A 26,457-nucleotide genomic window follows, 5' to 3' on the forward strand; every position below is an offset into this window, starting at 1 on the left:
GGAACAGCTCCCACAACTCGTCTGGCACCAGCCGCTCAACAATCCCCACCACGGCCCACAGCATAACGACTCGGCCAAATGAGATGACCTCTTAGTGACCAGCCCTGGACGTCGGCGATCCGCGCACGCCACAACGGACGCGACGGGCCCTGCGGTGTGATCCCGTCCATGCTGCCCACGTAGTTCGTGATGAAGTGCGCATCCTTCAGGTGGAGATGGGTCGGCCGGGTCGGCTCGTGCTCCGCCAGCTCCTCCTTGACGATCCCGACCAGATCAGAAATGACGTCCGAGCCACCACCGATCGTGGCCAGCCACGCCTTCAACTCGCTCTGCCACCTGCCGTGCCCGATCAGCTCCCCGCAGACGAGGGCTCCACCCACCTACAGCGTCACGCTGAGGGCTGACCTGTTGCTCTTGTCCTCATCGAGCATGGCCAGGATCGACATCAAGTAGACGTCCCTGACCGGTTCGGGGATCACTACATGGCTGTGGGCTTCGTGGGTTTCTTCGCTCACCGTTCACCGTCCCCGCGCTGGTGCACATTGCCAGCGGGGCCATGCTATCCGGCCTGGCTGACAAAGGGGAGATCACGTAGGCGACGGTGCGGTGGAAGATCTGCCAGGACCGGGATGCGGTCGGCCCCCGCTGTCCCTGGTACCGGGGGCCGCGCTCCTCGGACCCGTACGGGAACTCCGCGGGGCCGCTCCTCTCCAAGACGGCCAACTGCCCGATCTTGATGCCCGGCCACACCAGGATCGGCAGACTGACCAGGTTGGACAGATCGAGGGTGACGTGCCCTGCGGAGCCGGGGTCGATGAACCCGGCGGTGGAGTGCGTGATCAGGCCCAGACGCCCGAGGGACGACTTCCCCTCCAGGCGGCCCAGGCCCGCGATCCCGGCTGCGGGTTCCGCACCGTCTGAAGCCGGTGCCCGGCAGTACGGCCCGCCGTCGGCGGGTCAGGGCACTCTCGAGTCATGCACGGCCCAGGGCGGTCATGGCCCCTGTGGTGGTGTAACCGCCTCGGGGGGATCTTCGGTCGTGGGGGCAGATCGAGTCCATTTCTTGATGGATGGATCCAGCCGGGACTCAATCCGGATCTTGAGCGGTGGGTTCCTCTGCGGCAAAATCGACATCCATGATCAAGGGGGAATCAACTTTGGTGGGCGACAAGTTGGCAGGCCGCCTTCCCAGCCTCGTGCGTGTTGTGCTCGTGTCGGCGGTTTGCTGCATCGCAGCGGCCGGGTGCGGTGGAACTTCCGCGGATCCGACCGGCAAGGGCGCTGCCAGCCCGTCCAGCGACCGCATACCGGTCGTGGACTCCACGCAATTGCAGCCCGTTCTGCCCACAAGTCGCAACATGCCCGCGGACTTGGGGGCACGCACGGTCGATTCCTGGGACTTGGCGGAGGATCCTTCCCAGTGTCAGGACGAGGATTGGCCGGATGCCTGGTGCGCCAGGGCCGGGGCGGTGGGCCTTTCTGTGTTTACCAACCTAGTAGATCAAGAGATCGGCATCCACCTGGTTTCTTTCCCCGACGAACGGGCGGCGGCTCAAGCTTTCAAAACAAGAGACAAAACGGATGATATGGACCGCTATCCGGGCCCGGCCGGAGGGCTCGTGTATACGCTCGACCTCGTTGCGCCAAAGGATCATTTGCTCTGGACGGGTAGGGGCACGACCTTCCAGCAGGGCACGGTCATCGGCAGGATCGAGTACTCGTGGAAGCCGGGAACGCACGTGCCGGCCGGCCGTTTGCTGGCGGTGACGCGCATGGTGATCCAGCGGATCGATGAGAAGGAAAAGGGCTTGAACCCTACGGCCTCAACGCGCTGAGGTTACGAACTTCGCTTCGGGGGCTCCTCCTGCTCTCCCGCGTGGTCATGTTCCCGGTGGTGGTCCAACCGCGTCCGGGGGGCTTTCGGTCGTGGGGTAGATCGAGTCGGCCGCAATCTCCTCCACCGGTACCGTCGCCCCCTGGGCGACCAGACGGGTCGCGTTCCCCAGTCCTGATCCGCCCAGAAGCGTGGACCACCGGGGCACCCAGTCGCCGTCGGCCTTGCCGTAGAGGTCGCGGTTCTCGGACATCGGTGCCGCCCGGACCACCGCATTGCTCAGGTCCTCAGCCCGGCAGCACCGCGAGCGCGGCATCAGTGATGGCCTGGGGTACGGAGGAGGGGATCTTTCTGACGAGCAGTGGGCCGTCGAGACCCTGGTCCACCTGGAGCGGATGGAGGCCGTGCCGTTCCTCCTGCGCGGCCGGTGGGAGGAGGAGTTGGAGACCGTCTTCCTGGACGACCTCGAGTTCGTGTGGGGGCCGCGCATTCGCCTCAGCCGGTGAGCAGCCGGGAACGAGCAGCGGGGCCGGGCAGGGTGATCCTGTCCGGCCCCGCTGTCGTCGGGTCAACCGAAGTCGAGCGTGTCCTGGGCTAAGTCGGCCGGGGTCGGCGTGGGCGGGGGCGCCGGCGGTCCGTCCGGGCGGGCGGCCTGCCAGCGTTCGGCCAGCTCGTCTTTCCAGCCCTTCGGCGGGGGCCACGGCACGCCCCAGGCGGCGAGCTGATCCCGCTTCCAGCCGCCAGCGGGCGTGCGGGCGGCTTCGACCTCTTCGGGTGAGGGGAGGTACGTCATGGATGGTGCGCGCTCCGTGTTCAAGAGTTGTCCCGCAATGCGGTGACGGAAGACCGACAGGTCAGATGCCTTGCTCAGAGGGAGCCACCCCTCGGGCATGGGAGAGTTCGCAAGCGAGGGAGGTTGAGCACCAACGGGTGCGTAGTACATCTCGGCACGTTCTTCCCACACGGTCGACTTCAAGGCGACCTGCTCGTCGAACACTTCCTGTCGAAGTTTCAGCATCCCGGCCTCGTTCAGTGCCCGGACAAAATTCAGGAGTTCGATCGTGCCGACCATCGCCCAGGCCACCAGGGGCACAGCGGCGCGAAACCGGTCGCGCAGTCCGAAGGTATCGCCTTCCTTGCGTCGCTCTGGGTCGTGATGCACCACGTCTCCGTAGATCCAGGCCATGGCCAGCCCATGCGCATCGAGGTCACGCTCTTCGCCCGTGGGCGTGTCAGCGACCATGACCCAATAGCCGGATTCGTCGCGCGTTGAGGGGCTCACCCGTGTCCGCCACTCAGCGCGTGCGGCCCGTATCCACGCCGCATCTTGCGGCGCTGCTCGACAGGTGTAGCCCAGAGCCGAGAGCGCCTTCATGTGAAAACAGTCCTCCTGCTCCAACAGAATTGGCCTGATACGCGCTGCCGCAGATTCGACCACTTCCTCGGGCGGGAGCTCGTACGAGATCCAGACCTCACCGCGGTCGACACGGACGTTGATGCTCATGCGGGTCAGCTCGACAAGGGCGTCCCAGTCGGCGGCCAGCGAATGCTCCTCCACCCTGCGGGCCCTCAACACGAAAGCTTCCAGCAAGCGCTGGTGCTTCTCGTCAAGAGTTTCCGTCTGCCCGCGGCTCACGCTTCCCCCTCGCATCGATCGCTTCCAGCATGACGTGCCTTCTCCGTCGTAGCCATCCAATTCGCCGGGCTGGTCCTTGCCACAAGGAGAAGCGCGGCTGGTCGGGAGGCGTGCCCAGCTCAGCGGCGCAGGCGCGAGAGCCAGCCGGTGACCTTCTGCTCCGGCACGGCCGACTCCTGCTCCTGGCGCGTCGCGTTCGGCCAGGCTTCCTCCCAGTCGGTCCCATGTCGCTGGCGCAGTCCCCGCACAGGGTCGGACGGGCCTTCGGAGGGAGGCGTCCCAGCCAGTGCACTCCACCGCCTGCCACCACTCGTACGTGAACGCTGCCTTGCACTCGGTGCAGCGAGGACGGCGGGCGTAGCGTATGAGGGCATGCCGTATGGATCTCCAGGGCCTCAGCTCTTGCCGGATCCGCTCAAGAACAACTCTTCGAACCGCTGATACTCGCGGCGCAGGCTGCCCTTCCCTGTGTAGGCGGCGTGCGTTGCAAGGAAGAGACGCGGTCCCGCCCAAGCGCCGTTCGACCACAACTGGATCAACCATGCCGGAGCTGTGCCGATGTCCTGGGACAGTTCAACCCACACCGCCGTGTCGGCAGCATGCTCGCCGTGAGCCATCGACGAGCCGCTCGTCCAGGCGTACCCCTCGATGCCGATACGGCGCTCAAGGTTCTCGCTGAGCCAGTCAATCGAAAGGGGTGTGATCTCGGGGGTGCGACGGCCCCTCTTCACAGGCCAGCCCCGGTCCTTGGCGTAAGCCAAGATGTCGCTGATGTCCTTCGCAGGATCGCGGTTGGTCCCGTGCGCGTCATCCACGTCGCCGTCGTTCTCAACGAGCTGGTCGGCATCGGTATCGCCGCCGAGCATTTTCCTGAGACGGATACCTGCCGAGAGTCGTGCGAGGCGACGCGTCAGGGCACGTTGCAGGCGTTCGTCAGTGCTGATGGTCGGGTCGATTACCGCTGTGGCCCACAGGCACGCCTCGAAGACGCCACGCGCGACCGAGACCGCGCCCATCAGCGATTTCTCTGCACGAAGCAGGACGGCGAAACCCCGAAGCTGATCGGCGGCGCTGAGGATGTTGACCGCTGATTCATACCGGAGAACCGTTGCGGCTGGTTCGGCGCGGTCACCGAGCATGACGTCCGGGACCTTCATGTCCTCTCGCGCCGGGCTCTTACGCTCCGATTTCCAAGGCTTGAGGCCCAGTTGCGTGAAACCGTCGGCTATTTCGTCGACCGCTGCCGCAAGCGCGTCGCGACGCGCATGTGCCTCCTGTCTGCCTTGGCGCAACTGGACGAGGATATCCATCGCCCACGCCTCGCCGTCCCTGCTCGTATCGCCTTCGCTTGTCACACGCCACACCCTGCCAGATGGCTCCGACCAGGAAGTAGCGCTTTCCGTCCCGTGCTCCATCGCGGCGACCGCTACAGGGTGGTGGACTCCTGGTTCAGCTACGACACCACGGCGTCTTCGATGACGGCCTGCGCATATTCCTCGAACCGGTCACTGAGGGAGATGACCGGCTCCGGCACCTCGCCCCCGACTACTTCCGGCAAGACCCCGACGCCTGAGCACCGCGACAAGGCCGCCCCGCAACCCGGTCCGGGTTGCGGGGCGGCCTTGTCGCGCCTCCTCCACGCACCGTGGCTCACGCGGCGACGGTGACCGTCTTCGTCTTCCGGCGCTTCGGCGGACCAAAGGCCGGCCCATGCTTCGGGCCGAACGCGACGGTGTACTCATACGCGATGTTGTTCGCGAGCGGGATCGAGCGGGACTGCGAGCCGCCGCCGCTGACCGTGTCCTTGATCGCGGAATCCTTCCATACACCGACCGGCTCCTGCTTGAGGGTCAGCGAGAGAGAGGGTAGGTCGATCGTGTCCCAGTTACGGTGGATCACGATGGCGACCGCCCGCAGCATCATGCCGTCCCAGCTGGTCGGGTCCGAGCCCCAGGCGCCCAGGACCGTCGTCAGCGTCTTGCGCAGGAGACCGTCTGCGGGGTCGCGCATCCCGTGGACCACCTTGAGCGCCTGGATTGCCGAGATGCCGTTCTTCGACGTGCCACTCGACACATGCAGACCGCAGCTCTCCACGTCCGCGTTGATCGTGACCGCCTCGACCTCCTGCGCGGTGACCGCCACTGCGAAGTTCTCATACGGCTTCACCGCACGGCGGTCGCGGTTCGCGGCTAGGAACAGCTTCGCCTCCTGCTTCTTGGTCAGCCCCTCGAACACCATGCAGTCCCGGAGGAAGTCCGGGCCCTCGATGTCGCGCGCGACCTTGGTGGAGTGCTGACCGTCGAGGAGGTAGTCGCCGTCCGGGCGGCGGGAGACCAGCGCGGGGCCGACCACCTCGGGGTCCCAGATCTTCGCCAGGCGGTTGGCCCACTTGGGCTGGAACATGCGCTGCGCGTCGAGGTTCGGGTCGACCCTCAGCTGCGAGACCGGGATGGCCTCGTAGGACTTCTTCACGACCGGCTTGGACCGGATGATTTTGCGCGTGCTGGACACGCATCTCCCTCGGTGTGAGTGGACGTCAGATGACGACCACCGTACGCGGAAAAATTTCCGCGCGTAGCTTTTTCTCGCGGGTAATGAATCCTCGCGGGTGGTGGCAGGGGCCGTAGTTCACCCCTACCGAATCAGCTACTCGTCATCACGGTCCATCCGTTCAGCCTGGCAGTTGCCACTGACAGGCAGGTCCGGCCGGGTCATCTGCGGAAGCGGGAGAGCCAGGTGCCGCCGGCCTTCTGCTCGGGCACGGCCTGGTCGTGCTCCTGGTGCTCGGGCCCGTTCTGCTCGGCTTGACGCTCGGGGGTGACGGCGCGCTGCTTGCATTCGTCGCACAGGTGCGGGTGGGTCTCGCGCGGGGTGCCCCACCCGGCGGGCTCGATGGCCTTCCACCGTGCGTCGGTGAACCGGGTGCCGCAGTCGGCGCACACGGGGCGGCGGGCTTCCCGCTCAGCCGCACGTTCCTGCGCCACGCGGCGCAGTTGTTCCTTGTACTCCCGCTCGCGGGCGGCGTACTCGGCTTGCTGGCGGGCGTCGTGGGCTTCGCGGCGCGGGTTGCCGATCGCCTCGAGGAGCGTCTGGTTGTGCGGCCGGCCGAAGCGCCGGAAGACCGCTCCGGCCGGGCCGTGCTCCTTGACGTGCTTCATGCCGGCGACCACGATGGGCAACTTGCCGTCGTACATGTGGAAGCCGCCCTCGTACGCGGTGCCCTGCCAGTGCCGCTCGGTCAGCTCAGCCAACTGCGCGATGACGGTGTTGGGGTTGCGCGGGCCGACACGGTTGAAGACGAGCAGCAGCGGCGGGTGCGGCTGGTCACCGCGGCGACCGTCGGGCACCCACCAGCGGGTGCGCCACATCGGCCGCTCCTTGCCGTCGACGTCCTTCACCTTCCGCTGGCAGAACCGCATGTACTTGTCGATCTTCGCGGCGAGGACCTGCGCGGACTCGAAGCAGTTGTCGATCTCCACAAACAGCAGCGGCACCCCGTCCTCGGGCGCGGTGATGACGATGTCCGCCTGGGCGCCGCCCCTGCCCGGGTTGGACCAGGTGCCGGTCGCGGGCAGCGCCACCTCGGTCGTGTAGGAGGCGATGGTGCCCAACCCGTCCGGCGCGTCGACGGCGGCCTGCGCGGCGGCGAAGACGTCGGCCGGCTCGCTGGCGAGCTGGGACAGGTCCGGCTTCGGGCGCAGCAGGGCGAGCACGGCTTCGTTGACCGTCATCGGGTGGGAGGCGCCGGTGCGCCCGGCGCCGCGGGCCGGGTTGCCCATCTCCCCCACCGGCCGCCCCAGCTCGCGAGCGGCGGCTTTCAGGCCCATGGGCGTCAGGTTGCGCAGCGTGTCCCCGCTCGGAAGCTGCCCGCCGTTCTCCGCCAGGCCGTGCTTGCGCAGATCGGACAGCGCGCCCGTGTGGGAGGCGGTGCGGGCCTGTTTCCGCTTCGACGGGGTCGGCTTGTCGGTGTGCCGGTAGCTCAGGTGCGGGGCTGCGATCTGCTGGATCTGTTCGACCGTCGCGACCTTCAGCACCCCGAGCACGCGCAGCACGTCGCCGCGCAGGTTGTTCGACGACCCTGCCGGGTTCTCCTCACGCTTCCTCGCCATCAGCCCCGCCCTCCCGTCGTCCGCGTCCGGCCACCGGCCGGGCGCCGGCCCCGCCCGGCCGCAGAGGGCACCAGGTGCGCCCTGAACCCGGTGATCGCCTCCACCACTGACACCCCACCCCCACCTATTTCCCAGGGCTTGGTCAGTGAGAGGAGGAGAGAAGAGGGTTGTGACAACGCGGGGCGCGGCCGTGTCTGCGTGGTGACCTGGGCTTTCTCCGTCCGGTTCGGTGCCGGGCACCAAAGTGGGTTCCACAGTGGCGTCCCGAGTGCGCACCACAGGAGGCCGGGGCGGCGTGCCCGGTGCTGGTCGGGCCCATGGTCGGGGCGGGCGCGCCGGGCGCCTGCCGGTGGTCGGTGCGTGGTCATCGCGGTGGCTCCTTCGCTTCGGGCCGCCCTTGGGTGGGCGGGGACTCGAAGGAGCAGCGTGCAGGGGAGCCCCTTGTCCGCGGTCTGACGGCCGCCGGTAGCGGGCGTGGACGGGGAAACGCGGCGGTGGTCGGGGCGGTAGCCGACCCGGACAAGGGGTCATGGTCGGGCTTGTGGTCGGGCCGACCAGGCTAGGCAAGGGGGCTGGGTTTGGCCCTTGCAGCCCGATTCATTCCGTCTGGCGGGGCCGGAGAGTTCTCCGTCCTCTGTCCACAGGTCAGCGCGCCGACCATGCGAGGACGACGCCGTGAGTCGCGCGGCGGCCATCGTGAGGAGAGCTTGATGCCGTACCTGATTCCGTCCCGCACGCCGCTGACGCCCGAGCAGGTGGAGCGGGGATTCGACTACCTCCTGGCGCTGCAGACGGGTGGCTGCGCCGCTGTCGCCGGGCGGGCGGAAGCGGACCCGGAGCTGGCGTTCGTCCTGTTGCGGCTGGCCGAAGACATCATCTGGCCCGTCACGGCCGTGGACGGGGAGGCCGACCCGTGCGCGGACTCCTTCGCACTGGACGAGGTCGGGTGCGTGCTGCTGTCCGCGCTGAGGGACTGGGCGCGGGACTCCCCCACCACGGCGGCACCTGGCATCGCCCGCAGCATCATCCGGTTCACGGTGAGCGTCCTCCCGGACCCCGACCATGCGGACACCGCCGACACCCTGGAGGCGATGCGCGATGAGCGCCTGGTGCTGGCTCACGCAGTGCACTCCGTACCCGGTGCGCACCGGTAGCCGCACCACCGTGCTGGCGTTGCTCGCCAACTACGCAATCGGGGTCTCGGACGGCTACGGAATGGTCATGCGGTCGACGACCGGGCGTGGGTGCCGTGGCGTTCGAAGTCAGCGACGGCGAGGTCGCGTACCTTCACGGCATCGCCGCCGCGGACCGGCTCGCGCGCGTCAAGGATGCCTGGCAGCGCGGGTCGTGAGCACCCGCTGAATTACTGGAGTCGCTGGTCGACTGCTTCGCGCCACGCAGCAAACTCACGGAACCAAAGGTCCGGGACCTGCTCAGAATTCTTCAGGTAGGCGTTTGCCCGTGCCCATCCTCCAAGTCTGCGAAGCCCGGGCTCCCCCAGGGTAAGGAGCGCGGTGCGAGGGTAGCGAGTCACGCGTTGAGCCAGGCGGACTTTGATGAATTCAAGGAGCGCGTCTGCCGCAGCAAGAGCGGTTTCAGTCTCCTGGTATGTCGGGCGGTAGCCGCGATGGACGACCCTGTTGCGCAGTGCGGCTACGGCGTGGGCCCAGTCATGAATCGGGCCCGGGGCCGTACTGTCCCACGTGCCACCGAGTCGGGGTGCATACTCCGTCTTCACGCGGGTCGCCAGGCCACCGCCCCGGGAGAAGTCGAAGACGGCAACAGCCTCGTCGATGGTTGGGGTGTCCAGTTGTTCTTCCCACATCATCATGGCAAGGGTGCTGGTGAGGACAATCTCGGCGAACATAGCGGCCTGGACGACGGCGTTGCGGTAGTCGCCTTCGTAGCGGAAGGCGCGGTTGGCTTCGGTGGAGCGTTCCATCGCGAGCTCGAAGGGCGACCCGTCCCAAAAGCGGTGGAGGTGCGCGTTGAGGCGGGTCGTCTGAGCCTCATCAAGGACGGCCCCAAGCGGCCCGGAGGGAGGCGCCAGGGGCATCACGCCCATCCACCCGTCGGCGTAACTGCCGGTCAGGGTCCTAGCGAGCCAGATGGTCACCGCTACCTGTTCCGGAGCGGCCACCGGGTGGTTGTGGGGCAGGACCAGCTTGGCCATGGAGGAGACGTCAGTCAGCACCTCGAAGCAGCGAGTGAACGCCTCGTGCAGGGCTTGTTCCTGCGGATGCAGACGGTCGGTGCTCTGGACGGTGACCATCTCCACGACAGTGCGGTAGGCCTCGATCGTCCCGTCGGCGAAGTCCTGTTCAGGCAGGGGCTTACCGGTGATCTTGGCGCAGACTTGAGTCAGAGCCGACAAGTGCATTGGCCCATCGCTCTGGCGCTCCTGGAGCTGCCAGAACTTCAGCGACACGAACGGCCGGCCCTGCGCCGTGGGCGTCGGTGCGGGACCGTCTTGAGTGGCATGTGCCTCTATGCCTTCCAGCCCTTCGACTGTTCCTTGCAGCACCTTGCTGATCACTGCCCCGTGCGGCAGGGGGCACGGAAAGGGCAGCGTTACCAGAAACGTAAGCAGTAGCGGGCCCAATGCGGCTTGGGCCTCGTCGGGATCAGGCTCGTCCAGTTGGTCCATCGGGAAAGCCTAAAACCGACCGCACAGACGGCGAGCCGATTAGCTTGTTCTTTATCTACCGAGATCTTCCGGGCTTGCCGATGGCCTTGAGGGTCTCGGGGCGTTTGACGGTTTTGCCAACGTCGTAGCGGGGTGCCCGGTGTCTGTTCTTGGCACCGGGCGGGCGTCCGGGGCCGGCGCCGCGGGGTTTGGGAACGCGGGCCGGGCAGGCGAGGTGAGCGCGGATGTTCCTGAACCCCCGGCGGACCCGGGCCGGGCTGAGCCGGTCCGAGGCGGTGGGACTCTCAGTCCGTGAAGGCCGCAGAGACCGTCGGCAAGGACTCACCGTGATCGCGGAATCCGTGAACCCCCTGGCTGTCACCCGCGACAGCTGGCAAAGCGTGGGCAATCGGGCAGCCGTCCCCGTCGTCGAAGTGGAAGTCATCTGCTCGGACCCGGACGAGCACCGAGACCGCGTGACCACGCGATCGAGCGACATCCACGACCTGCCACTGCCCAACTGGCAGCAGGTTCTCCAGCGCGACTACGAACCGTGGAACCGGGAGCGCCTCGTCATCGACACAGCCGGGCAAGACCCGCAACAGTCACTTGCCCTGCTCCTTCACCGTCTTGACCACACCCTGCGGACGTCATGCAATCCCAGTGCCCACCGGGCTCCAAACGGAGCTGGGTAGACCCTGGAGGCCGTCCGTTACTCCAGCACCGCACGGAATGCGCGCTCACCGATACCGCGCATCAGCGGGTTGTCCGCCGAGTGCGACAGGAAGACCAGGGACAGGGCGAGCGCCCATCCGCGGGCCCGCTCCCAGGTTGCGTCGTCCGCGCGGCCGTACGCCTGCCGAAGGGCAGCACGCTGCCCCGCGGTGAACAGCGTCCAGGCCATGGACAGGTCAGTGGCGGGATCGCCGGAGGTGATGTCACCGAAGTCGATCACGGCGCTGATCCGGCCGTGGTCGACCAGGATGTTCGCCGGGTGCAGATCCCCGTGCAGCCACACCGGCGGCCCGTCCCAAGCGGGCGCAGCGGCGGCCGTCTCCCAAATCTGCAGTGCGGTGGCGCGGTCGTCCAGGTCAACATGGGCCAGCCTGGTCAGGACGCCCTTGGCACGTCCGGCAAGCGGAATCCCGCGAGCTGGGTTGACGGGCGCCTCCGAAGAGGCTGGGGCGTGCAGCGCATCCAGAAAACCGCCGAGCGTCGCCGCGGCCGACCAGGGATCGTCGAGCTCTGATCGCGCCGCGATCCGGCCCGGGAAAAAGGGTACGACGCTCCAGGACCACGGGTACTGAGCCGTCGGCTGCCCGATACGCACCGGCGCCGGCACAGGCAACGGCAGGTGGTCGGCCAACTTCGGCAACCACCGCTGCTCGTGCGCGACGAGACTGGCGGCCAGGGCACGCCGCGGCAACCGGACGAGGAACTCCTCGCCAAGCCGACACACAAGGTTGTCCCAGCCGTTGGCCAGCACCTCGACCGGCAGGTCCGCCAGGTCGGGGTGCTGTTCGTTGAGCAGACGGCGCACTAAGTCGACAGAGACTGAAACCTCCGCGGCAGGCATTCGGTGAGCTGTCACAGCGAGAACTCTACGGCGGCGGCCCGGCGCGCTTGGAGGCCAAAGAGGGAAAGCTTGGCCGGAACCGCCTCCGGTTCATGCGAGGGTGGCTCTATGACCGACGCGGTAAGGTTCGAGCCCAACCTGTACCGGGGCACCGCTGGCTACTACGACCGGTTCCGGCTCCCCTACCCCGACACGATGATCAATGATCTCGTACGTCAGGCAGCCCCGTCGGGGGACGGACGCCTGCTCGACCTCGCATGCGGCACCGGCCAGCTCGCGTTCCCGCTACGCGACTGGTTCGCGGACGTATGGGCCTTGGACGCCGAACCCGATATGACCCAGGTGGTCCGCGCCAAGGCGATCGCCGCCCACGCAGACCACATCCTGACGGTCACCGCCAGCGCCGAGGATCTGCACGCCGAGCCTGGCAGCTTCGAGCTGATCGTCATCGGCAACGCCTTCCACCGGCTCCGCCGCACAGTTGTCGCCGAGCTCGCCCACGCCTGGCTCAAGCCCGGCGGCTGCCTCGCGCTGTGCTGGTCAACGTCCCCATGGGCAGGCCCCAAGGACTGGCAGCACGCGCTCGACAGCCTGCTCCGCAGGTGGCAAGACGCCCTCGGCGCGACGGGCCGCGTCCCGCCCGGCTGGGATCAGGCACGGCAGGAGGACCCTGATCACGTGGTGTTGTCCCATGCCGGGTTCGAGCCCGTAGGACGCCACGAGTTCTCTGTCGAGCACCACTGGACGATCCGTGAACTCGCGGGCCACATCCGGTCGACATCGTTCCTGCCCCCCTCGGTGCTCGCGGAGCATGCCGCCGAGTTCGATGCCGCGCTCTCCGCCGAACTCGGCCCCTATACAGCCGACGGCCGCCTCACCGACCCGGTCAGCTTCGCCTACGAATTGGCCCGCAGACTCGGGCCAGCGTGACCGCCAAGAGGCCTCCACGGGGTGGGGAACAAGAGCAGGTGTGGGGAACGGTCCGAGCACGGGCGGGGAATTTCAATTTCAGGAATCCTTATCAGCCCTCGCCATGTCATGACCGGCTCAGGAACAGGCACTTATCTTGTTCTTTATCTACCAAGATCGGCCAGGTCTGCCGATGGCCTTGAGGGTCTCGGGGCGTTTGACGGTTTTACCCACGTCGTAACGGGGTGCGGGATGGCGGTTCTTGGTCCCGGGCGGTCGTCCGGGACCAGCGCCGCGAGGTTGGGGCACACGGGCCGGTCAGAGCAGGTGGGCTCGGATGTTCCTGAACCCCCGGCGGACCCGGGCTGGGGTGAGGCGTTCGGGCTTGGTCGGCTTCTCCCAGGGCCGGCGGAGGTCGGCGGCCAGCGGCCGGGCGAGGCGGAGCTGGGTATGGGCGACGACCACGAGCCATGTCCACCGGTCCGCGGCCTCGGGAGTACGGACCTTCGGGGTGGTCCAGCCGAGAATCTGCTTTCCGAACCTGAAGGTGTGCTCAAGATCGAATCTCCTGAGGAACACCTGCCACCACAGATCCTCGTCTGCCGGGGCGGCGCCGGTTTTGGAGGACCACAGCCAGACCGGCGGTGCTTCCCGTTCCTTGGAGAGGTGCTCGACCTTCAACCGGACCAAGGTGCCTTCGACGACGGGGAGTTCACCGTCGTGCTCCAGCCAGGCCGAGCGGTGGGTCAACCTCGGGTGGACCCGGTCCCACCCTTGGGCTTCGGCCTTGCCGTAGTTGGCGGTGTCGGTGACGGTGGTGATCGCCGCCTCGGGCCAGGTCTCGGGTTTGGCGAAGCGGAACTCCTTGCCGTGCTTCGGCGGTCGCCCGCCCTGGGGATAGGCCAGGGCGTACTCCTTGGGCGAGGGCTTCGGCAGCCGCATCACCCGGTCACTGCGGATCCGCCCGACCAGCTCGACAGGAAGATCCCGCAGGACCCAGGCCAGGCGGGTGACGTCGTAACCCGCGTCCATGACGATCGTGATGTCCGGGTCGCCGGGCGCCCACTGGCCGGCTGAGATGAGCCGCTCGGCCACGGCGCGGAGTTGGGTGGCGGTGACGGCGGTCGCATCGTCTTCGGGTCCGAGCCGGACCACGTCCAGGATCGACGTCCACGAGGTGGCTCCCGGTTCGAGGGCGGCGACGAAGGAGTACGGCCAGCCCGGGATGAACTGGGAGGCGGACTTCGCCCGGCCGTAGACGTGGCAGAACAGTCGGTCTGCCGAGCACGGCGCGTCCGAGCGCAGCCACGGCGACACGTCGACCGCCAGCACCAGGCGCCCACCCTCGAACCGGGGTAACGGCAGCCCGGCGAGCAGGGTCCGCAGCTTCTCGACGTCGATCCGGCCCCGGTTGAGAGCTCCGTACAAAGCGCCGTGCCCACGCCGGTGCTCGGGCACCATCGTCAGGTCCACCGGCGAGGTGACCGGCCCGTCGACGCACAACAGAGCGTCAGCCAGTTCGAACAATTCGTCACGCCGGGCGGTCAGACACTCGTAGAACTCTGCTCGGAAGCGTGACGCTTCCGCGAACGCTTCCCGCCGGACATCTGGGCACACCACACTCATGACCACGGCCTTCGACTGGTTCTCCTCGTGACGGAGCACAGGATCAGACGAAGGCCGCCCTCATGTCCGGCGAATGCCCAGGTGAGTGACCTCGTTCGGGACACCGTTCGAGGCCAGAAGAAAAAGAACAAGCTTATTCCGGCTCTGACCTCACATAGCGCGGGTTGGAGTCCGCAGCCGGTGGCAAGGTGCCGCCCGGGCGCCGTACGGCGGCGCGGCTGTACCGCAGCAGCCATGCGCCGCCCGGGCCGCCTGCTGGGAGGGCTGGAGTACGCCAGCAGGCGGCCGGTGTCCCAAGGTGGTGGGCGATCACCAATCGTGCTCCCCAGTTTCCTTGGACTCGATTCCTGCCGCTGCAAGTTCTTCGTCGTTATCGAGGAGCAGCCCGCAGAAGGGGCAGGAGAACGATTCGATGGTGCCGATGTCGATGACTCCATCGGGGTGGGTGTCGCATTCATCACCCGACTTCACCCATGGGCATTCCCACGTCCTGAGGTTGCCGTACACGTTGCCGGCGTAGCCGCAGGCCGGGCAGTCCCGCCACCATGCGCGATCTCCGTCTGCTTGGCTGCTTCGGAGCCATCCGGATGTGTCGAGATGGATCAAGCTCGGGATGATGGAGAGCTCGGGGTGAAGGAGCCGGGTGTCGAGGAGTCCTGTGATGACGCTCGACGCGATCACCACCTTCACGGTCACTACAGTGTGCGCCCTGTGTGCGATCCCGGGCTCGGTGAGGGATGTGTCCGGCTGGTCCGGGGATGGCAGTGCCCCGTACTCCGACAGGAAGGTTGCCGCGGCCTGACGGGCTCGTGCCCCCGCAATCCGCAGGCCGATGACAAGAGCAGTGTTCAGGGCTGTGCGGTCAACGTCCCTCTGCTGGTCACCGACTCGTGTCGCCGACTCCCAGGACGCCGCCTCGACGGCCGCCGTCACAGCAGTGGAGAGTACGCTGCGGGCGGCGACTCGTTCGGCGAGCGCGAGGTCCTCAGCGGCGGCCTCGAGAGCGGGCCGGTTGGCCTGTGCTGACAAGGCAGGCATGGCGGCGACCTGGGACAGGTTGGAGAACACGGTCTCGTACTCGCCCCAGAATGCGGTCGGATCGAGTCCGAGTTCGGCGCGAACTGCCTCAACGACTGCGAGGCCAAGTTCCACAACCTCCCTGACGCCCTGGTCATTGAGGTAGGCGGAGTGGGCGACACCGTTGCGGGACTCGGCGAACGGCCGGAATGTCCGCTCGTCAATGGGCATGCGGCCATTCATGACGATCGTGGCGGTCCTGAATGCCTCGACGATGCCGATCGTCTTCGCCTCGCTGAGAGGCTTGACGCCCTGGGCGTTGCCAAACCCGAGAGAGTGGAAGCGGAGGGACTGGTCGCCCTTCTCGGAGATCAGCAGCGGGTTGTGACGGCACAGGAGCGCCTTGAGGATGTGCTCGCATCCGACGCCGGCATGCAGTACGGCGAAGGCATGATTCCCCGCACGCCATGAGTCCAGGGTTGCCCGCAAGAACTGGCTCGCCATCTCTGCGAACGTCTGCTCATTCAAGTATTTTCCCCCACCTTCTGCCCCGGCTCAGTGACCGGGCCCCCGTACAGTACGGCGGCGAGCGGCCTCGGCTCCCTGCTAAAGGGGATCCTTTGCGTACTCGTCTTGCTGCCTGCGCTGTGGCTGTCGCCGTAGGCGGCGTCTTCTCAGCGCGCCGGCCTCGTCCGCGGCGACGCTGCAGTCCACCAACACCGCTCACCACTGCGGCCACCACACCACCGGGGTGTGCGGCTGGACGCACCACAAGAGGCCCGCGGACAAGTACGAGACCGCGAAGTGCAAGGACGCTTCCCTGTCGTACTCACGGCACTCGCAGGGCACCTGCTCCCCACCACCACGGCGTCCGCTACTGGTTCAAGTAGCGTGCTGCTCGGTGGCCTCGTGCAGCAAGAGGCCACCGAGCAGGCTCTCCTGGCGGTAAAAGGTTGGCGTTCGTTGTGACAGGCGTTCAACCAGGGCGCGTGCAGCAGCCCCGCAGAAATTAGGAGGCGCAGGGTTCCACTGCTGCTTCTGCGGGGCCGGTGCAGCACCCACGTACCCTCTGATGCGCCCGGTACGCCCGATCTATCCGCTCCGTCTGAGCGAGTATGCACTTGTTGCATGACGTGGGCCCGGCCTTCCCGGCCGGGCCCACGTCATATTCCGCTACAGGCAGCGCTCCTCGCGCTGAGGATCTGGGTCTACCAGCGGTACCAGCGACCCTTGCGGCCTGCGCCGTCCGCGGACCGGACGACGAAGCCCAGCGCCCACACGATCAGCACGATCACCGCGATCCACCACAGCGCCTTTAGTGCGAAGCCCGCACCGAAGAGGATCAGAGCCAGAAGAAGAACCAGAAGCAGGGGAACCATCGTTATCAACCTCCTGGCCACCGGATGCCCTTACTCTGCCCCTACAAGCACACAAATTATGAGTTTCTTCCGCGAGATGAAGGGGATGTGCGCGCCATGCACGGTTCCCTCTCGTCGGCAGCTGATGCACCGTGGTGATGCAGTAATGATCACTCAATGCACCGCTGTGGGTTTGGGTTTGCCAGCGCACGTACCGGATGTGGGCCCCGGACGCGACCGCGACGGTGGAGTGGATGCCGGGCATCGTCGGTGCGCACCACGGCATCGGGTGCGCGGCATCGGGTCCACTCAGTGGCCGGCCTCCCGGCCGCGGTGCGGTCCGGGCTCCTGCGGAAGGTGCGCCCGCTGGTCGTCCTGGCGCACCGGCTGCGCTCCATCGGCATCGTCCTGTTCGGCATAGCGGTCCGCGCGGGTGCGGGAGGCGTCGGCTGCCTTGGAGAACGCGTTCTGAAGGTGGCGTAGCCGCTCGTCCGTGAGATCGAGGGCTTCCACGTCCGTGCGCGACTTTCTCAAGGCGCGCAGCGCCGTCAGGTCGATCGCCTCCCGGCGTCCGGCCTCCGGCTCCTGGTCGTCGTGCTCGGGGTCGGCGGCCGCGGGCGCGAGCAGTTGCTCGGGCATCGCTGCCCGCTGGTGCGCGACGACGTCGTACGCCCGCCCCACAGCGGTGGTGGTGCGCAGCTTCTCCCGCACCATCGCACCGGCGAGGGCAGCTCGCTCGTACTGCGGCGGGATGCGGGGTATTTCCCACTCCCCCGCGTCCTGGCTCGGGGGCCGGGGCGCAGCCGGCTCGCCGGGATCGGCCGGGGGTTGCCGGTCCGGGCCGGGTGCGGGGGTGGGTGGGCGGCGCCGGGCGGGGAGGTCGGACAGCGCCCACCGGGCGGTGTAAAGGCGGTAGCCGGATTCCAGACCGCGTACGGTCTTCGGTTCGCTGATGTCCAGGCAGTGGGTGGAGATGGCGGTGGCCACGATTTGGTCGTCCAGGCCGGGGTCGCGGCGGCGGCCGCGCAGGACGAGAGCGAGGTGGCGGCGGGCTTCGGCGAGGAGGTGCCGGCGGTGGAAGCGGCCGCCTTCGTTCATCACGAACACGGTCGCGGCGACGTCGACGGCTGCCAGGGCGACGTCGACCACGGCGGCGACGCGGGCCCGGATCGCGGCAGCCGCGGCGCGGGCATACTTGAGGAGGGAGTTGATGATGTCGACGGCCACCTTGGAGGTGCGGATCGCGCTCTCCTTCCACTCCTTGCGCAGCTGCGCGAGCGGCCGGGTCTTCTGCTTGGGCGGGCGGGTCTTGCGGGCGGCTATCTGGGTCAGCTTGGCGCGGGCCCGTTCGGAGACCACGGGCAGGAACTTCAGCTCGCCGTCGTCGTCGACGGCGGTGACGTACTCGTGCTCCAGGTCCTCGAGGCAGGCGGCGATCTGGTCGCTGCGCCGGGAGGTCCAGCGGATCAGCTCGTGCGGTACCCCGGCAATCTCCATCACGGGCCGACGCCCCGGGGTGACGGTGCGCGGCTCGGTCGCCAGCCCCAGCGCCTCGCAGACCTCAGCGGCAACGAGCTCGTTGTAGAGCGCTGAGGCGGCCACGGTGTTCTCGTGCAAGGCCAGGGTGTGGATCGAGCCCCACTTCCCGTCCAGGCGCTGCCCCTTCACGGACAGGATCAGATGGTCATGGAGCAAGGGCATGCCCGAGCGTGCCTCGTAGTGGCGGAAGCGGGCCGCGACCAGACCGCCGGGCGGCCGCACCCGGTAGATGCCGTCCTTGCCGTACCGGATCACCGCCACCTCGTCCTCGATCCACTCCAGCACCCGCTCGATCGCGCGCTCGTGCGCGGCCTCGATCACCCGCCGCGTCTCCTCATCCCCCAGCGCCCACAACAGGTAGATCGTGGGCTGTGGCCGGAAGACAAAGTCGACACCGGGCACCGTCACCCGGCGACCGAGGGCGCCGGCCTTGAACGCCTTCTTCGGGGACGCGCCCTTGGCGAGCAGGTCGGCCTCGATCCGGTCCGCGTACGGGTGCCGGCCCCGCTCGCCGAACAGGTTCCGCAGCTGCGCCTCGGTGACTTCCTCGCCAGGCGCCAGTCCGAGCACGGCCAGGCCTCGCCCCATCCATCGCCCGACCGGGACACCGGCTTGCTCCTGGGCGGCGCGCAGCGGCGTGCGGGCCGGGCGCCGGCCGTCACCCACAACGGTCTCGCGCAGGTAGTACCGGTACATCTGACCGGCTCGGACGATCCTGATATCCACTGTCATGCAGACCACGCCACACGACTGTGACCTGCAAGAAAAGGCCGATCAGCGGTACGTCCCGCCAGGCGGGAGCAGCGGCCCAACTTTCTTCTCAGGTGCCCGCCAGGCGGGAAGCGGCTCCGGCCGGGCAGCGAATGTCATCGCTCTCCGGGTACATGGGCCGGGCCCATGGGTCCAAGCGCGGCGCGGCCAGGGTCGTGGTCGGGGCTGTGGAGGGACTCAGGCTGCTACCAGCGGAGCGTGAGCCTGGACCTCTTCCGGGACGACGTTGTTAGAAACGATCCTCGGCTCAACCGCAAGGACGGGATCCCGGTGGGCCGCAGCCGGCTCGGCAACCGGCTACGGCACCACCCACAGCCGGGGCGCCAAGTCGAAGAAACTCACCCCAGCACACATCATGTGATGGCCGGATCGGCATACCAGCACACGGAGCCGAGCCGGTGATCACCCATGCAGCCGGTCCCGCACCCCTCGGCTGGTCCAAGCCCACACTGCGTCAGCTACATGACGTCAACGCGCGGAGAGCGGCTGACGGGAGCCAGCGTGCGCGCCCTGGCGCAGGCGCCGGCGTTCATGACGGAGAGAGCATGAAGCGTCCGGCCGGCCGCGGGTGAAGGAAGCGGACCTGAAGATCCGCTAGGCGGCCTCTGTGCCAGGGCAGCTGCGTCTGCACAGCGCAGCCACACTACGGCGGCCGTGGCCGGCCGGCATCACGGCCGCACCGCGCGGCCTGGACAGTCAGCCGCGGCGGTTGTGGTGGTGGCCGCCCCAGGAGTAGTCGTCGACGAAGCGGCCGTGATCGTTGCGCAGGGTGGCGGTGTCGTGGTCGTTGTTCCACACTTGCTGGCGGCGGTCCTGGTACAGGTCGGTGGCGCGGTCGCGGCCCTCACCGGTGTGGATTCGGACGGTGGAGCGGCCGTCCAGCCGGTAGTGGTGGAAGGTGTAGGTGTGGCCGTCCTCGTCCGACAGCGTCCACCCGTCCAGGTTCACGTCCTGGCGGGAGTTGTTGGTGACGTCCACCCACTCCTTGTTCAGGGAGCGGTTGGAGCGGTCGTCGCGTCCCGGGGAGTCGTACTGCACGGCACTGATCACCACGTGCTCACGGCGCGAACGGTCGCGATCGTGGTCGTGGCCGGCGGCTGACGCCGGCAGCGCCACCGCGCCCACCAGGGCGGCCGCTGCGGCAGCGGCGGCAGCGACACGACGGGCGGTCACAGAAACGGAAACGGACACGGGATCCCCCTCAGGGCTGGTGCACACCCCCGACCGGACACGGCCTTTGGACCGCGAGCCGGGGGTGCAGTGCGGGTCGGCGGCCGGTCGGCCGCACACCCACACCCTGCAGTCCGCGTGCAGAACGAATGAGGTAAACACGAAGTCCGTTACGGTCCGTGCATGTATCCGTAACCCTTACATGTAACGTCCATTAATGCACCGAATGCACCATGTTGACGACCCGCCAGATCCGTTGGCCGTACGGACACCGGGCCAGGCACGCAATCCGCCACACCACGCCACCCCGACAGCATCCAGGCCCCCACCCGAAAGTGAGCAACAGACACATAGCCCTGGCCAAAGCCCGGACGGCACAGCAGCCCGCTTCCGAGGACGCACCAGGAGCAGGGCTGACCGAGCGGTGGGCAGTCTTGGTCCGGGTGCCCAGTCACACCGAGGGAGACTGCTGTCCGTTTGACGGGCTGCCCGCCCAGCGGGTCAGCATGCCGACGGCCTCCGCACGGTCGGCGGGGGACAGCTCGGCGATCGCGGTGCTGTGGTTGGCTTCAGGGGCCCACAGGGTGTGGGAGTCGCGCGTGCCGGGCCGGAATGGTTCGGCGATGGCGGGGTCCTGGGCGCCGTTGACGAAGAGCAGACGGCTGCCGTGACGGCGGACCCAGTGGTCGATGTCCGGCATGGCGTCACGATCAAAGCGCATCGGGATGTCACGCGGGACGAACGTGCGGGGCTCGACGGCGTTCGGGTACCGCAGGAGATCGGACAGGCGCTGGGTGGGGAAGCCGACGTACCCCAGCTGAGTGCCGAGTTGGTAGAAGTACGGGACGTAGTGCTGCAGGGCCGCGTCGGCGTAGAAGGGCAGGCCCGTGATGTCGTCCAGCCAAGCGTACAGCTCGTCGGTGCCGGCATCCTGGCCAGGTATGGAGGCGCGGTCCGCAGCGGTATTGCGCTGCCAGAACATGAACGGAGCGCGCAGGACCGCGATTTCGAGGGCTTTGTCGGCGTTGCCGACGATGCAAAATGAGGTGTTGTTGGCGGCGGCCCAGGCCTCGTAGCGGGCCACCAGATCGCTGCGGCGCAGCAGGGCCTGCCGCTGCACGGCCCAAAGGGCCTCGCGGCAGTCGGCGGTGCCCACGTGCTCCAAGAACCGCAGGTACGCGGTGTTGTCACGGTCGTCGACGTTGTTCGGGGCGGAGTAGGCGACCGTACCGTCAACGTCGTGAGGGTGGAAGCGGCGGTGGTAAACGCTGGTCATGCCGCCTTTGCTACTGCCGGTGGAGATCCACGCGCCCCGGTAGAGCTGGCGGAAGAGGCGGACCACGCGGTGGTGGTCGTCGGCGGCCTGGCGGATAGTCAGCAGGGAGTAGTCGGGGTTCGCCAGGCCTGAGGTGCCGAAGAATCGGTGCTCGACCTGGAGCTGGTTGCCGCCCAGCAGCACGGTCGGCTCGGCCCGCAGGGGCGTGAGCACGGCCTGGTAGCCCGTGCTGAAAAGGACGGTGGGGCGGTCGACGGAAGCGTGGAGCAGGGTCAGGCGCTGCTCGAAGGTCCCGGCCCCAGGGTTCGCGTGGTCGGCCGGCTGGCGTAGGCCAAGGACGAAGAAGCGGTACCCGGGATCGGCTCCCTGGCGTTCCTCGATCACGCGCAGTCCCGGCAGGGTCCGCAAGGCCGTCAGTATGTCGTCGCCGCCGAGGCGGGTCTGAGCCCCCACCGCGGCACTGGCGGGTGCGGCCGCCGTGACAGCGAGACCCGCCGTCATCACTGCCGAGCTCAGCAAACGCCGTCTCGTCCACGTGCGCATATGGATCCTCCTGAGCTGCGACGACACCGGTACCGGAGCCGTCGCAGCGTTCTCTTCCCTGACTTGCTGACCGTTCCAGTACAGCCGTCGGGCGCCGCAGCAAGATCCCGCGCGCGAGGGAACTGTCTCCCCCAGGAGAGGGGGACGGCCCCCCGGCTCGCGTGTGGGTGTGCTCGCTTGTGAACGACTCAGTGCTGGGCGAAGCTGACGTGGTTCCTGAAAGCTGCGCCCGGCCGGCGCCCGGGCGCGCCGACTCGTCGGGCGCCGAGCGCGAAGGCCCCGCCGACGCGCAACACCCCTTGAGGGCCGCCCGATCCCCCGGCCGCTCCACCACACGACACCACGCCCGCCCTCCCCTTTTCCTCTTTCTTCTTGGGTGGGGCCGTTGTGGGGGTGCAGAGGGGGATGTCGGCCTACCCGACCAGGGCTGAAAGGCGTGGTGACCTGCGGATACGCCGTCAGGTGCCGAAGATGTGCGGACAGTTGTCGGCGGGGTTGTTGGCGGGGTCCCCGATGGGGTTGCGGGCGTGGTCGGGGGCGGGGTTATCGCATCGTCACGCTGGTCGGGCCCTCGTGGTCGGTCCTCTGGTCGGGGCCGGCTGCTGGCCTGAGCGGTACGCGCAGCGGCCGGATATGAGCCGCGCTGCACCGTACTCGGAGGACAGCAGTGGGGATGCTGAACGTGGACGCCGGCGGCGCAGACCGGGTGGCACTGGCCGTACTGGCGCAGTACCGGATGGCGACGACCGAGCAGATGCATCTGGTGATCGCACCGGGGGTGCGGATCGAGCAGACGCGCCGTCGCCTGGCCAAGCTGCGCGGCGAGGGGCTCATCGACCGTGTCACTCTGCCGCAGGCCGGCCGCACCCGGGCATGGTTCGCCACCCAGTACGGCGTGGACGTCGCCTCCGAATGGCCCGAGCTACGCCAGCGGCGGCCACCGAAACTGATCGCCGACCGCACCGCGGCCCGGCTACGGGCAGGGCACGCGCTGACGGTGACCGAGACCGGGCTCGCCTTCCTGCAAGATGCCCGCCGCCGCGGCGACGAGTGCCGGCCACTGGACTGGATCCCCGAGGTCCACCACCCCCTCGGCAACGGCGAAGCCGTCATCCCCGACGCCCTCATGTACTACCGCACCTGCGAGGACGGCGGGTCAATGCTGCGAGCCTTCGTCGAAGTCGACCGAGCCACCATGGGACCCGAACGCCTCGCCGCGAAACTCACCTCCTACGCCCGCCTCCACGACTACATACCCGCACCCCCACCCGGACGCCCGAGGCCAGCCGCCGGGCAGCAACTCCCAGAAGAGGACTGGAGACGCCGCTACCCCCTCTTCCCGCGGCTGCTGTTCGTCCTGGACGGCACCGGCCCCACCGGCATCGAGACGCGTATCCGCGCCCTGCGCGCGGCCGCCTCGGAACCGGCGCTGTCCGGCTTCCTGCGCCACGTCCCCGTCCTGGCAGTGCCCCTGGTCGACTTGCTCCGTGGTGGCCCCTCCGCACCCGTATGGCGGCCTGTCCACGACCCCGACCGGCGCGTCCCTTGGAGTCAGTCCCGGTAGCCGTAAGCACCGTGCGCAATCGCTGCGCAGCAGGTACCGCGCAGCCATTGCGCACCACCACACCGAACGTACGACGATGCGCACCACCCCGACCACCAGCCCAACCATGAGCCCCGGCACCCCGACCACAGACCCGACCACAGCAGGCCACAGCGCTGCGCAGCCGCTGCGCAATCGCGTCAACGACTGCGCAGCCGAGACCCGGTGACGGGTGGGCGGTACGCAACCGCTGCCCGGCAGGTGATGCGCAGCCATCACTGTCACAGCAACGCGGGCGCAGCCCGGCTGTCCTCGAATGCGCACGACCCGCCGCCGACTGCCAAAGCACCTTGGGAAGTTGACAGGCATATGCGTAGCCTTGCGGCTGCACACGTGCACCACACCGCGCTTATGACGGAGAGGGAACGTGACCAGACACTCCTTCGGCCATCCCATCAAGTCCTTATCGCTTCGCACTCGTAAGCATCTTGTCGGCCTGGCTCTCGTCTGCACTGCTGTGGCCGGGTGCAGCAGCGGCAGCGATTCAGCGGACTCCGCCGCTTCCACCACGCCCGAGCCGGCCCGGTCCGTGACGACCTCCCGGGCGCCTGCCGATCCGGACGCTGCGGTGAAGAAGACCGCCCTCGAGGTCTACCAGGTGGCAGCGGCCCAGCTCAGCCCCAGCACTGCCAGGAGTTCTTGTCATAGAAGTTCTGGAATCGGCTGACGGGCGGGCTGCTGTGGTAGAGGGCCTGGCAGGCGGCCTGAGTGTCGATACCGGTGGATGTGCTGGTGCAGTACCAGCCGTAGGCGTAGCGGCCGGAGGTATAGGTGGCGCCAGGGTGTCCCGTGGCGGTGCAGTAAGCGTTGAAGTCGAGGGGACCGAGTTCGCGGGTGGCGTGCCAGCACTGCCAGGTGTGGGGGTTGTTGAAGTCGGCGACGCGGTTGGTGACCTGGGTGGTGGGGGTGTTGTAGGTCCAGGCGCATACGGCTTCGGCGTCGTCTCCGGTGCCGTTGTCGGCGCTGCAGTGCCAACCGTAGGCATTGTTCGCGACGAGTTTGGCTGCTCCTTGGCCTGTGGCACGGCAGTAGCCGTCGAAGTCCGGGGCTCCGAGGAGATGGGGAGTGGCGGCCTGGACGACGTTCGGTTGGGCAGATCCCTTGCCGGTCCTTCCGCCTCCACCTCTGGTCGTGCCTGCGGGGGGTTGCGCGCTGGAGGAGGTGTTGCTGCTGGGTGAGGGGTTCTGTGCTTGCTGTACTGGCGTGCTCGTAGGCGGGATGGCGGAGCGGGCGGGTGCGGAGGTGCTGTCGGCAGGCGACGGCGAGAGGGCTGAGGGGGTGGGATTTTTGCTTGGCTGGAGGATGCTGTCGGGAGTGGTGTGGCCGGGGCCCGCGATGACGGTGGCCACGATGACGGCCACGGCGAGCAGCAGCGGAACGGCGCTGATCTTGACGCGGACCACCGTGCGCCGGGTGGCTTCCTTGGCCAGGAGGGCCGAGGCCTCGTTGCGGCAGGCGGCGGCCTGGGCGGCGAGGGCGGTCGGCAGCCAAGGTCCCTCGTCGCGGTCGGCGCAGGCGTCGATGATCTGCTGCGGGGTGGGGCGGCGGTCGGGGTCCTTGTCCAGGCAGGCCTTGATCACATCCCGCAGATTGTTGTCCTCGCAGGCCACAGCGGCAGGATCGGGCTCCGAGTGGACGATGCGGTAGAGAATCTGGCCGCTGGAGCCGTCGCCGAAGGGGGCAATGCCGGTGGAGGCGTAGGCGAGCAGAGAGCCGAGGGAGAAGACATCCGCAGCGCCGGTGACGGGCCGGCCGTCGGCCTGCTCGGGGGCCATGAAGGGGATAGTGCCGAGCTGGGCGCCGGTCTGGGTGAGCCGGGAGGCGTCCAGTGAGCGGGCGATGCCGAAGTCGATGACTTTGGGTCCGTCCACGTCCAGGAGCACGTTGGCCGGCTTGAGATCGCGGTGGAGGACTCCGGCCGCATGGATGGCCTGCAGCGCCTCGGCGATGCCGGCGGCCAGGCCCGCGACGACCGCCGGGGGCAGCGGGCCGTCTCGGTCGACGGCGTCGCTCAGGCAGGGGCCGGAGATGTAGGTGGTGGCCATCCAGGGCTGCGCGGCCTGCGGATCGGCGTCCACGACCGCGGGTGTGTACGGGCCCTGGACCTGCCGGGCTGCGGCGACCTCGGCGGCGAACCGGCGGCGGAAATCGGGGTCCTCAGCCAGGTGAGGACGGATCACCTTGACCGCGGCCAGGCGGCCGGCCTTGGAGGTTCCCAGGTACACCTGTCCCATCGCGCCCCCGCCCAGACGCCCCAGCAACTGGAACGGGCCGATCCGGGCGGGGTCGGCACCCGTCAGCGCTTCGACGACCGGCCTGCTCTGCAAGTCGCTGTCGGTCTCCTGGGCCGTGGACGGATTCGAGGTGGTACCGGCAACCGGGGCCTGGGGCGCTTCGGACCCGGGCTGCGCGGCGTCCGTGCCGTCCGGGTCGTCGGTTCCGACGGCCAGTCCCGGGTTGGTGGCCAGAAGGACATCGCGCACTTCCTGCCAGCGCTGCCTCCATTCTTCGACATCGCCTCCGCAGGCCTCAACGAACGCCTGGGTGATGGGCCAGGTCGGCAACCGGCGGCCGGCTGCAGCGTCCGACAGTGCCGAGTGGGAGTAGCGGGCCCGGTGTTCCAGCTCCCGGTACGTCGGGTTCCCCGGGGCCGAAGCTCTCAGATGCCGCAGTGCCTGCGCGAAGTCGTGTAACGGACCCTCCGGAATCGGCGTCTCCCGTCTGCCCATCCGTGACACCCCCGTCTGTTTTGTCCTCGCCCCGGCGCCCGCGCGGCGCTCGATGTCCATCATCGGCCCACGCCCGTGCGCGCTGCCAGCGGTTCTTCACACCTGGCATGTCCACAACCAACTGGTCAACAAAAG

The 26,457-nt window shown here is 68.1% G+C and carries 21 protein-coding genes and 5 pseudogenes; 7 read left to right on the plus strand and 19 right to left on the minus strand.

The genetic code is table 11. The annotated features are described in order from the left end of the window. Nucleotides 1–35 precede the first annotated feature (35 nt). The 3 genes and pseudogenes from ACH45E_RS42945 to ACH45E_RS42955 form a co-directional block, all read right to left on the minus strand. Nucleotides 36–380 (minus strand): hypothetical protein, encoded by a 345-nt coding sequence (locus ACH45E_RS42945; protein ID WP_361456129.1) that lies wholly within the window; start codon nucleotides 378–380, stop codon nucleotides 36–38. After that, entirely contained in the window at nucleotides 381–515 is a 135-nt protein-coding gene (locus ACH45E_RS42950; protein ID WP_361456126.1) for a hypothetical protein, read from the minus strand. It lies immediately after the preceding gene. 85 nt (nucleotides 516–600) lie between these two features. Beyond that, nucleotides 601–879, minus strand: a pseudogene (locus ACH45E_RS42955) (dCTP deaminase domain-containing protein); the annotation flags it as partial. Between the two features lie 257 nt (nucleotides 880–1,136). On the opposite strand from ACH45E_RS42955, the gene ACH45E_RS42960 reads away from it, so the two are divergent. Then, nucleotides 1,137–1,835, plus strand: coding sequence for a hypothetical protein (locus tag ACH45E_RS42960; protein WP_361456124.1), 699 nt, complete (start codon nucleotides 1,137–1,139; stop codon nucleotides 1,833–1,835). 45 nt (nucleotides 1,836–1,880) lie between these two features. On the opposite strand, the gene ACH45E_RS42965 is transcribed toward ACH45E_RS42960, so the two are convergent. Then, on the minus strand, nucleotides 1,881–2,087 hold the full coding sequence (locus ACH45E_RS42965; protein WP_361456121.1) for a hypothetical protein: 207 nt from the start codon (nucleotides 2,085–2,087) through the stop codon (nucleotides 1,881–1,883). Nucleotides 2,088–2,109: 22 nt separating this feature from the next. Between ACH45E_RS42965 and ACH45E_RS42970 the strand changes: the two genes are divergently transcribed. Beyond that, nucleotides 2,110–2,340, plus strand: coding sequence for a hypothetical protein (locus ACH45E_RS42970; protein WP_361456118.1), 231 nt, complete (start codon nucleotides 2,110–2,112; stop codon nucleotides 2,338–2,340). A 62-nt stretch (nucleotides 2,341–2,402) separates the two neighbouring features. On the opposite strand, the gene ACH45E_RS42975 is transcribed toward ACH45E_RS42970, so the two are convergent. The 4 genes from ACH45E_RS42975 to ACH45E_RS42990 form a co-directional block, all read right to left on the minus strand. After that, nucleotides 2,403–3,470 carry a hypothetical protein gene (locus ACH45E_RS42975; RefSeq protein WP_361456115.1) on the minus strand — a complete coding sequence of 356 codons (1,068 nt, stop codon included), beginning with the start codon at nucleotides 3,468–3,470 and terminating at the stop codon, nucleotides 2,403–2,405. Nucleotides 3,471–3,865: 395 nt separating this feature from the next. Continuing rightward, complete coding sequence (locus ACH45E_RS42980) at nucleotides 3,866–4,825, minus strand: hypothetical protein (protein WP_361456113.1); 960 nt, start codon at nucleotides 4,823–4,825, stop codon at nucleotides 3,866–3,868. A gap of 295 nt (nucleotides 4,826–5,120) precedes the next feature. Further along, on the minus strand, nucleotides 5,121–5,981 hold the full coding sequence (locus ACH45E_RS42985; RefSeq protein ID WP_361456111.1) for a DUF6551 family protein: 861 nt from the start codon (nucleotides 5,979–5,981) through the stop codon (nucleotides 5,121–5,123). A 200-nt stretch (nucleotides 5,982–6,181) separates the two neighbouring features. Beyond that, a complete protein-coding gene (locus tag ACH45E_RS42990; RefSeq protein ID WP_361456108.1) occupies nucleotides 6,182–7,579 on the minus strand; it encodes a replication-relaxation family protein in 1,398 nt (465 codons plus the stop codon). 710 nt (nucleotides 7,580–8,289) lie between these two features. On the opposite strand from ACH45E_RS42990, the gene ACH45E_RS42995 reads away from it, so the two are divergent. Both ACH45E_RS42995 and ACH45E_RS43000 read left to right on the plus strand, forming a co-directional pair. After that, nucleotides 8,290–8,733, plus strand: a complete 444-nt coding sequence (locus tag ACH45E_RS42995) for a hypothetical protein (protein WP_361456106.1) — start codon at nucleotides 8,290–8,292, stop codon at nucleotides 8,731–8,733. A gap of 86 nt (nucleotides 8,734–8,819) precedes the next feature. Then, nucleotides 8,820–8,930 (plus strand): annotated as a pseudogene (locus tag ACH45E_RS43000) (RNA polymerase subunit sigma-70); the annotation flags it as partial. Nucleotides 8,931–8,942: 12 nt separating this feature from the next. Here ACH45E_RS43000 and ACH45E_RS43005 read toward each other — a convergent pair. Continuing rightward, nucleotides 8,943–10,226 (minus strand): hypothetical protein, encoded by a 1,284-nt coding sequence (locus ACH45E_RS43005; protein ID WP_361456104.1) that lies wholly within the window; start codon nucleotides 10,224–10,226, stop codon nucleotides 8,943–8,945. Between the two features lie 55 nt (nucleotides 10,227–10,281). Next, nucleotides 10,282–10,497 (minus strand): annotated as a pseudogene (locus ACH45E_RS43010) (transposase); the annotation flags it as partial. A 55-nt stretch (nucleotides 10,498–10,552) separates the two neighbouring features. Between ACH45E_RS43010 and ACH45E_RS43015 the strand changes: the two are divergent. Further along, nucleotides 10,553–10,900 carry a hypothetical protein gene (locus tag ACH45E_RS43015; protein ID WP_361456101.1) on the plus strand — a complete coding sequence of 116 codons (348 nt, stop codon included), beginning with the start codon at nucleotides 10,553–10,555 and terminating at the stop codon, nucleotides 10,898–10,900. 17 nt (nucleotides 10,901–10,917) lie between these two features. Here ACH45E_RS43015 and ACH45E_RS43020 read toward each other — a convergent pair whose 3' ends face one another. Next, complete coding sequence (locus tag ACH45E_RS43020; RefSeq protein WP_361456098.1) at nucleotides 10,918–11,745, minus strand: aminoglycoside phosphotransferase family protein; 828 nt, start codon at nucleotides 11,743–11,745, stop codon at nucleotides 10,918–10,920. A gap of 144 nt (nucleotides 11,746–11,889) precedes the next feature. Here ACH45E_RS43020 and ACH45E_RS43025 point away from each other — a divergent pair, with 144 nt between their 5' ends. Then, complete coding sequence (locus ACH45E_RS43025; protein ID WP_361456095.1) at nucleotides 11,890–12,711, plus strand: class I SAM-dependent methyltransferase; 822 nt, start codon at nucleotides 11,890–11,892, stop codon at nucleotides 12,709–12,711. 147 nt (nucleotides 12,712–12,858) lie between these two features. On the opposite strand, the pseudogene ACH45E_RS43030 reads toward ACH45E_RS43025, so the two are convergent. The 6 genes and pseudogenes from ACH45E_RS43030 to ACH45E_RS43055 all read right to left on the minus strand — a co-directional run bounded on the left by ACH45E_RS43030 (nucleotide 12,859) and on the right by ACH45E_RS43055 (nucleotide 21,900). Continuing rightward, nucleotides 12,859–14,316, minus strand: a pseudogene (locus ACH45E_RS43030) (NF041680 family putative transposase). 309 nt (nucleotides 14,317–14,625) lie between these two features. Further along, nucleotides 14,626–15,861 carry a hypothetical protein gene (locus ACH45E_RS43035; RefSeq protein WP_361456092.1) on the minus strand — a complete coding sequence of 412 codons (1,236 nt, stop codon included), beginning with the start codon at nucleotides 15,859–15,861 and terminating at the stop codon, nucleotides 14,626–14,628. A 680-nt stretch (nucleotides 15,862–16,541) separates the two neighbouring features. After that, nucleotides 16,542–16,712 carry a hydrophobic protein gene (locus ACH45E_RS43040; RefSeq protein WP_133028738.1) on the minus strand — a complete coding sequence of 57 codons (171 nt, stop codon included), beginning with the start codon at nucleotides 16,710–16,712 and terminating at the stop codon, nucleotides 16,542–16,544. A gap of 288 nt (nucleotides 16,713–17,000) precedes the next feature. Beyond that, on the minus strand, nucleotides 17,001–18,962 hold the full coding sequence (gene mobF, locus ACH45E_RS43045; RefSeq protein WP_361456089.1) for a MobF family relaxase: 1,962 nt from the start codon (nucleotides 18,960–18,962) through the stop codon (nucleotides 17,001–17,003). Between the two features lie 735 nt (nucleotides 18,963–19,697). Further along, nucleotides 19,698–20,192, minus strand: a complete 495-nt coding sequence (locus ACH45E_RS43050; protein ID WP_361456086.1) for a lamin tail domain-containing protein — start codon at nucleotides 20,190–20,192, stop codon at nucleotides 19,698–19,700. A gap of 430 nt (nucleotides 20,193–20,622) precedes the next feature. Continuing rightward, on the minus strand, nucleotides 20,623–21,900 hold the full coding sequence (locus ACH45E_RS43055) for a S28 family serine protease (protein ID WP_399042727.1): 1,278 nt from the start codon (nucleotides 21,898–21,900) through the stop codon (nucleotides 20,623–20,625). Between the two features lie 763 nt (nucleotides 21,901–22,663). Here ACH45E_RS43055 and ACH45E_RS43060 point away from each other — a divergent pair. Continuing rightward, on the plus strand, nucleotides 22,664–23,554 hold the full coding sequence (locus ACH45E_RS43060) for a replication-relaxation family protein (RefSeq protein ID WP_361456080.1): 891 nt from the start codon (nucleotides 22,664–22,666) through the stop codon (nucleotides 23,552–23,554). Nucleotides 23,555–24,207: 653 nt separating this feature from the next. On the opposite strand, the gene ACH45E_RS43065 is transcribed toward ACH45E_RS43060, so the two are convergent. Continuing rightward, entirely contained in the window at nucleotides 24,208–26,076 is a 1,869-nt protein-coding gene (locus ACH45E_RS43065) for a serine/threonine-protein kinase (RefSeq protein ID WP_361456135.1), read from the minus strand. Between the two features lie 27 nt (nucleotides 26,077–26,103). Continuing rightward, a pseudogene (locus tag ACH45E_RS43070) lies at nucleotides 26,104–26,385 on the minus strand (helix-turn-helix domain-containing protein); the annotation flags it as partial. Between the last annotated feature and the right edge of the window lie 72 nt (nucleotides 26,386–26,457).

It is taken from the genome of Streptomyces sp. NPDC020299, assembly GCF_044387825.1.
Lineage (GTDB): Bacteria > Actinomycetota > Actinomycetes > Streptomycetales > Streptomycetaceae > Streptomyces.

Bases quoted from the DNA above. Each gene is read 5' to 3' on its own strand.
- ACH45E_RS42990 (WP_361456108.1), bottom strand. From the start codon at position 7,579: ATGGCGAGGAAGCGTGAGGAGAACCCGGCAGGGTCGTCGAACAACCTG.
- ACH45E_RS43060 (WP_361456080.1), top strand. From the start codon at position 22,664: ATGCTGAACGTGGACGCCGGCGGCGCAGACCGGGTGGCACTGGCCGTA.
- ACH45E_RS42965 (WP_361456121.1), bottom strand. From the start codon at position 2,087: ATGTCCGAGAACCGCGACCTCTACGGCAAGGCCGACGGCGACTGGGTG.
- ACH45E_RS42995 (WP_361456106.1), top strand. From the start codon at position 8,290: ATGCCGTACCTGATTCCGTCCCGCACGCCGCTGACGCCCGAGCAGGTG.
- ACH45E_RS43005 (WP_361456104.1), bottom strand. From the start codon at position 10,226: ATGGACCAACTGGACGAGCCTGATCCCGACGAGGCCCAAGCCGCATTG.
- ACH45E_RS43025 (WP_361456095.1), top strand. From the start codon at position 11,890: ATGACCGACGCGGTAAGGTTCGAGCCCAACCTGTACCGGGGCACCGCT.
- ACH45E_RS43040 (WP_133028738.1), bottom strand. From the start codon at position 16,712: ATGGTTCCCCTGCTTCTGGTTCTTCTTCTGGCTCTGATCCTCTTCGGT.
- mobF (WP_361456089.1), bottom strand. From the start codon at position 18,962: ATGACAGTGGATATCAGGATCGTCCGAGCCGGTCAGATGTACCGGTAC.
- ACH45E_RS42960 (WP_361456124.1), top strand. From the start codon at position 1,137: ATGATCAAGGGGGAATCAACTTTGGTGGGCGACAAGTTGGCAGGCCGC.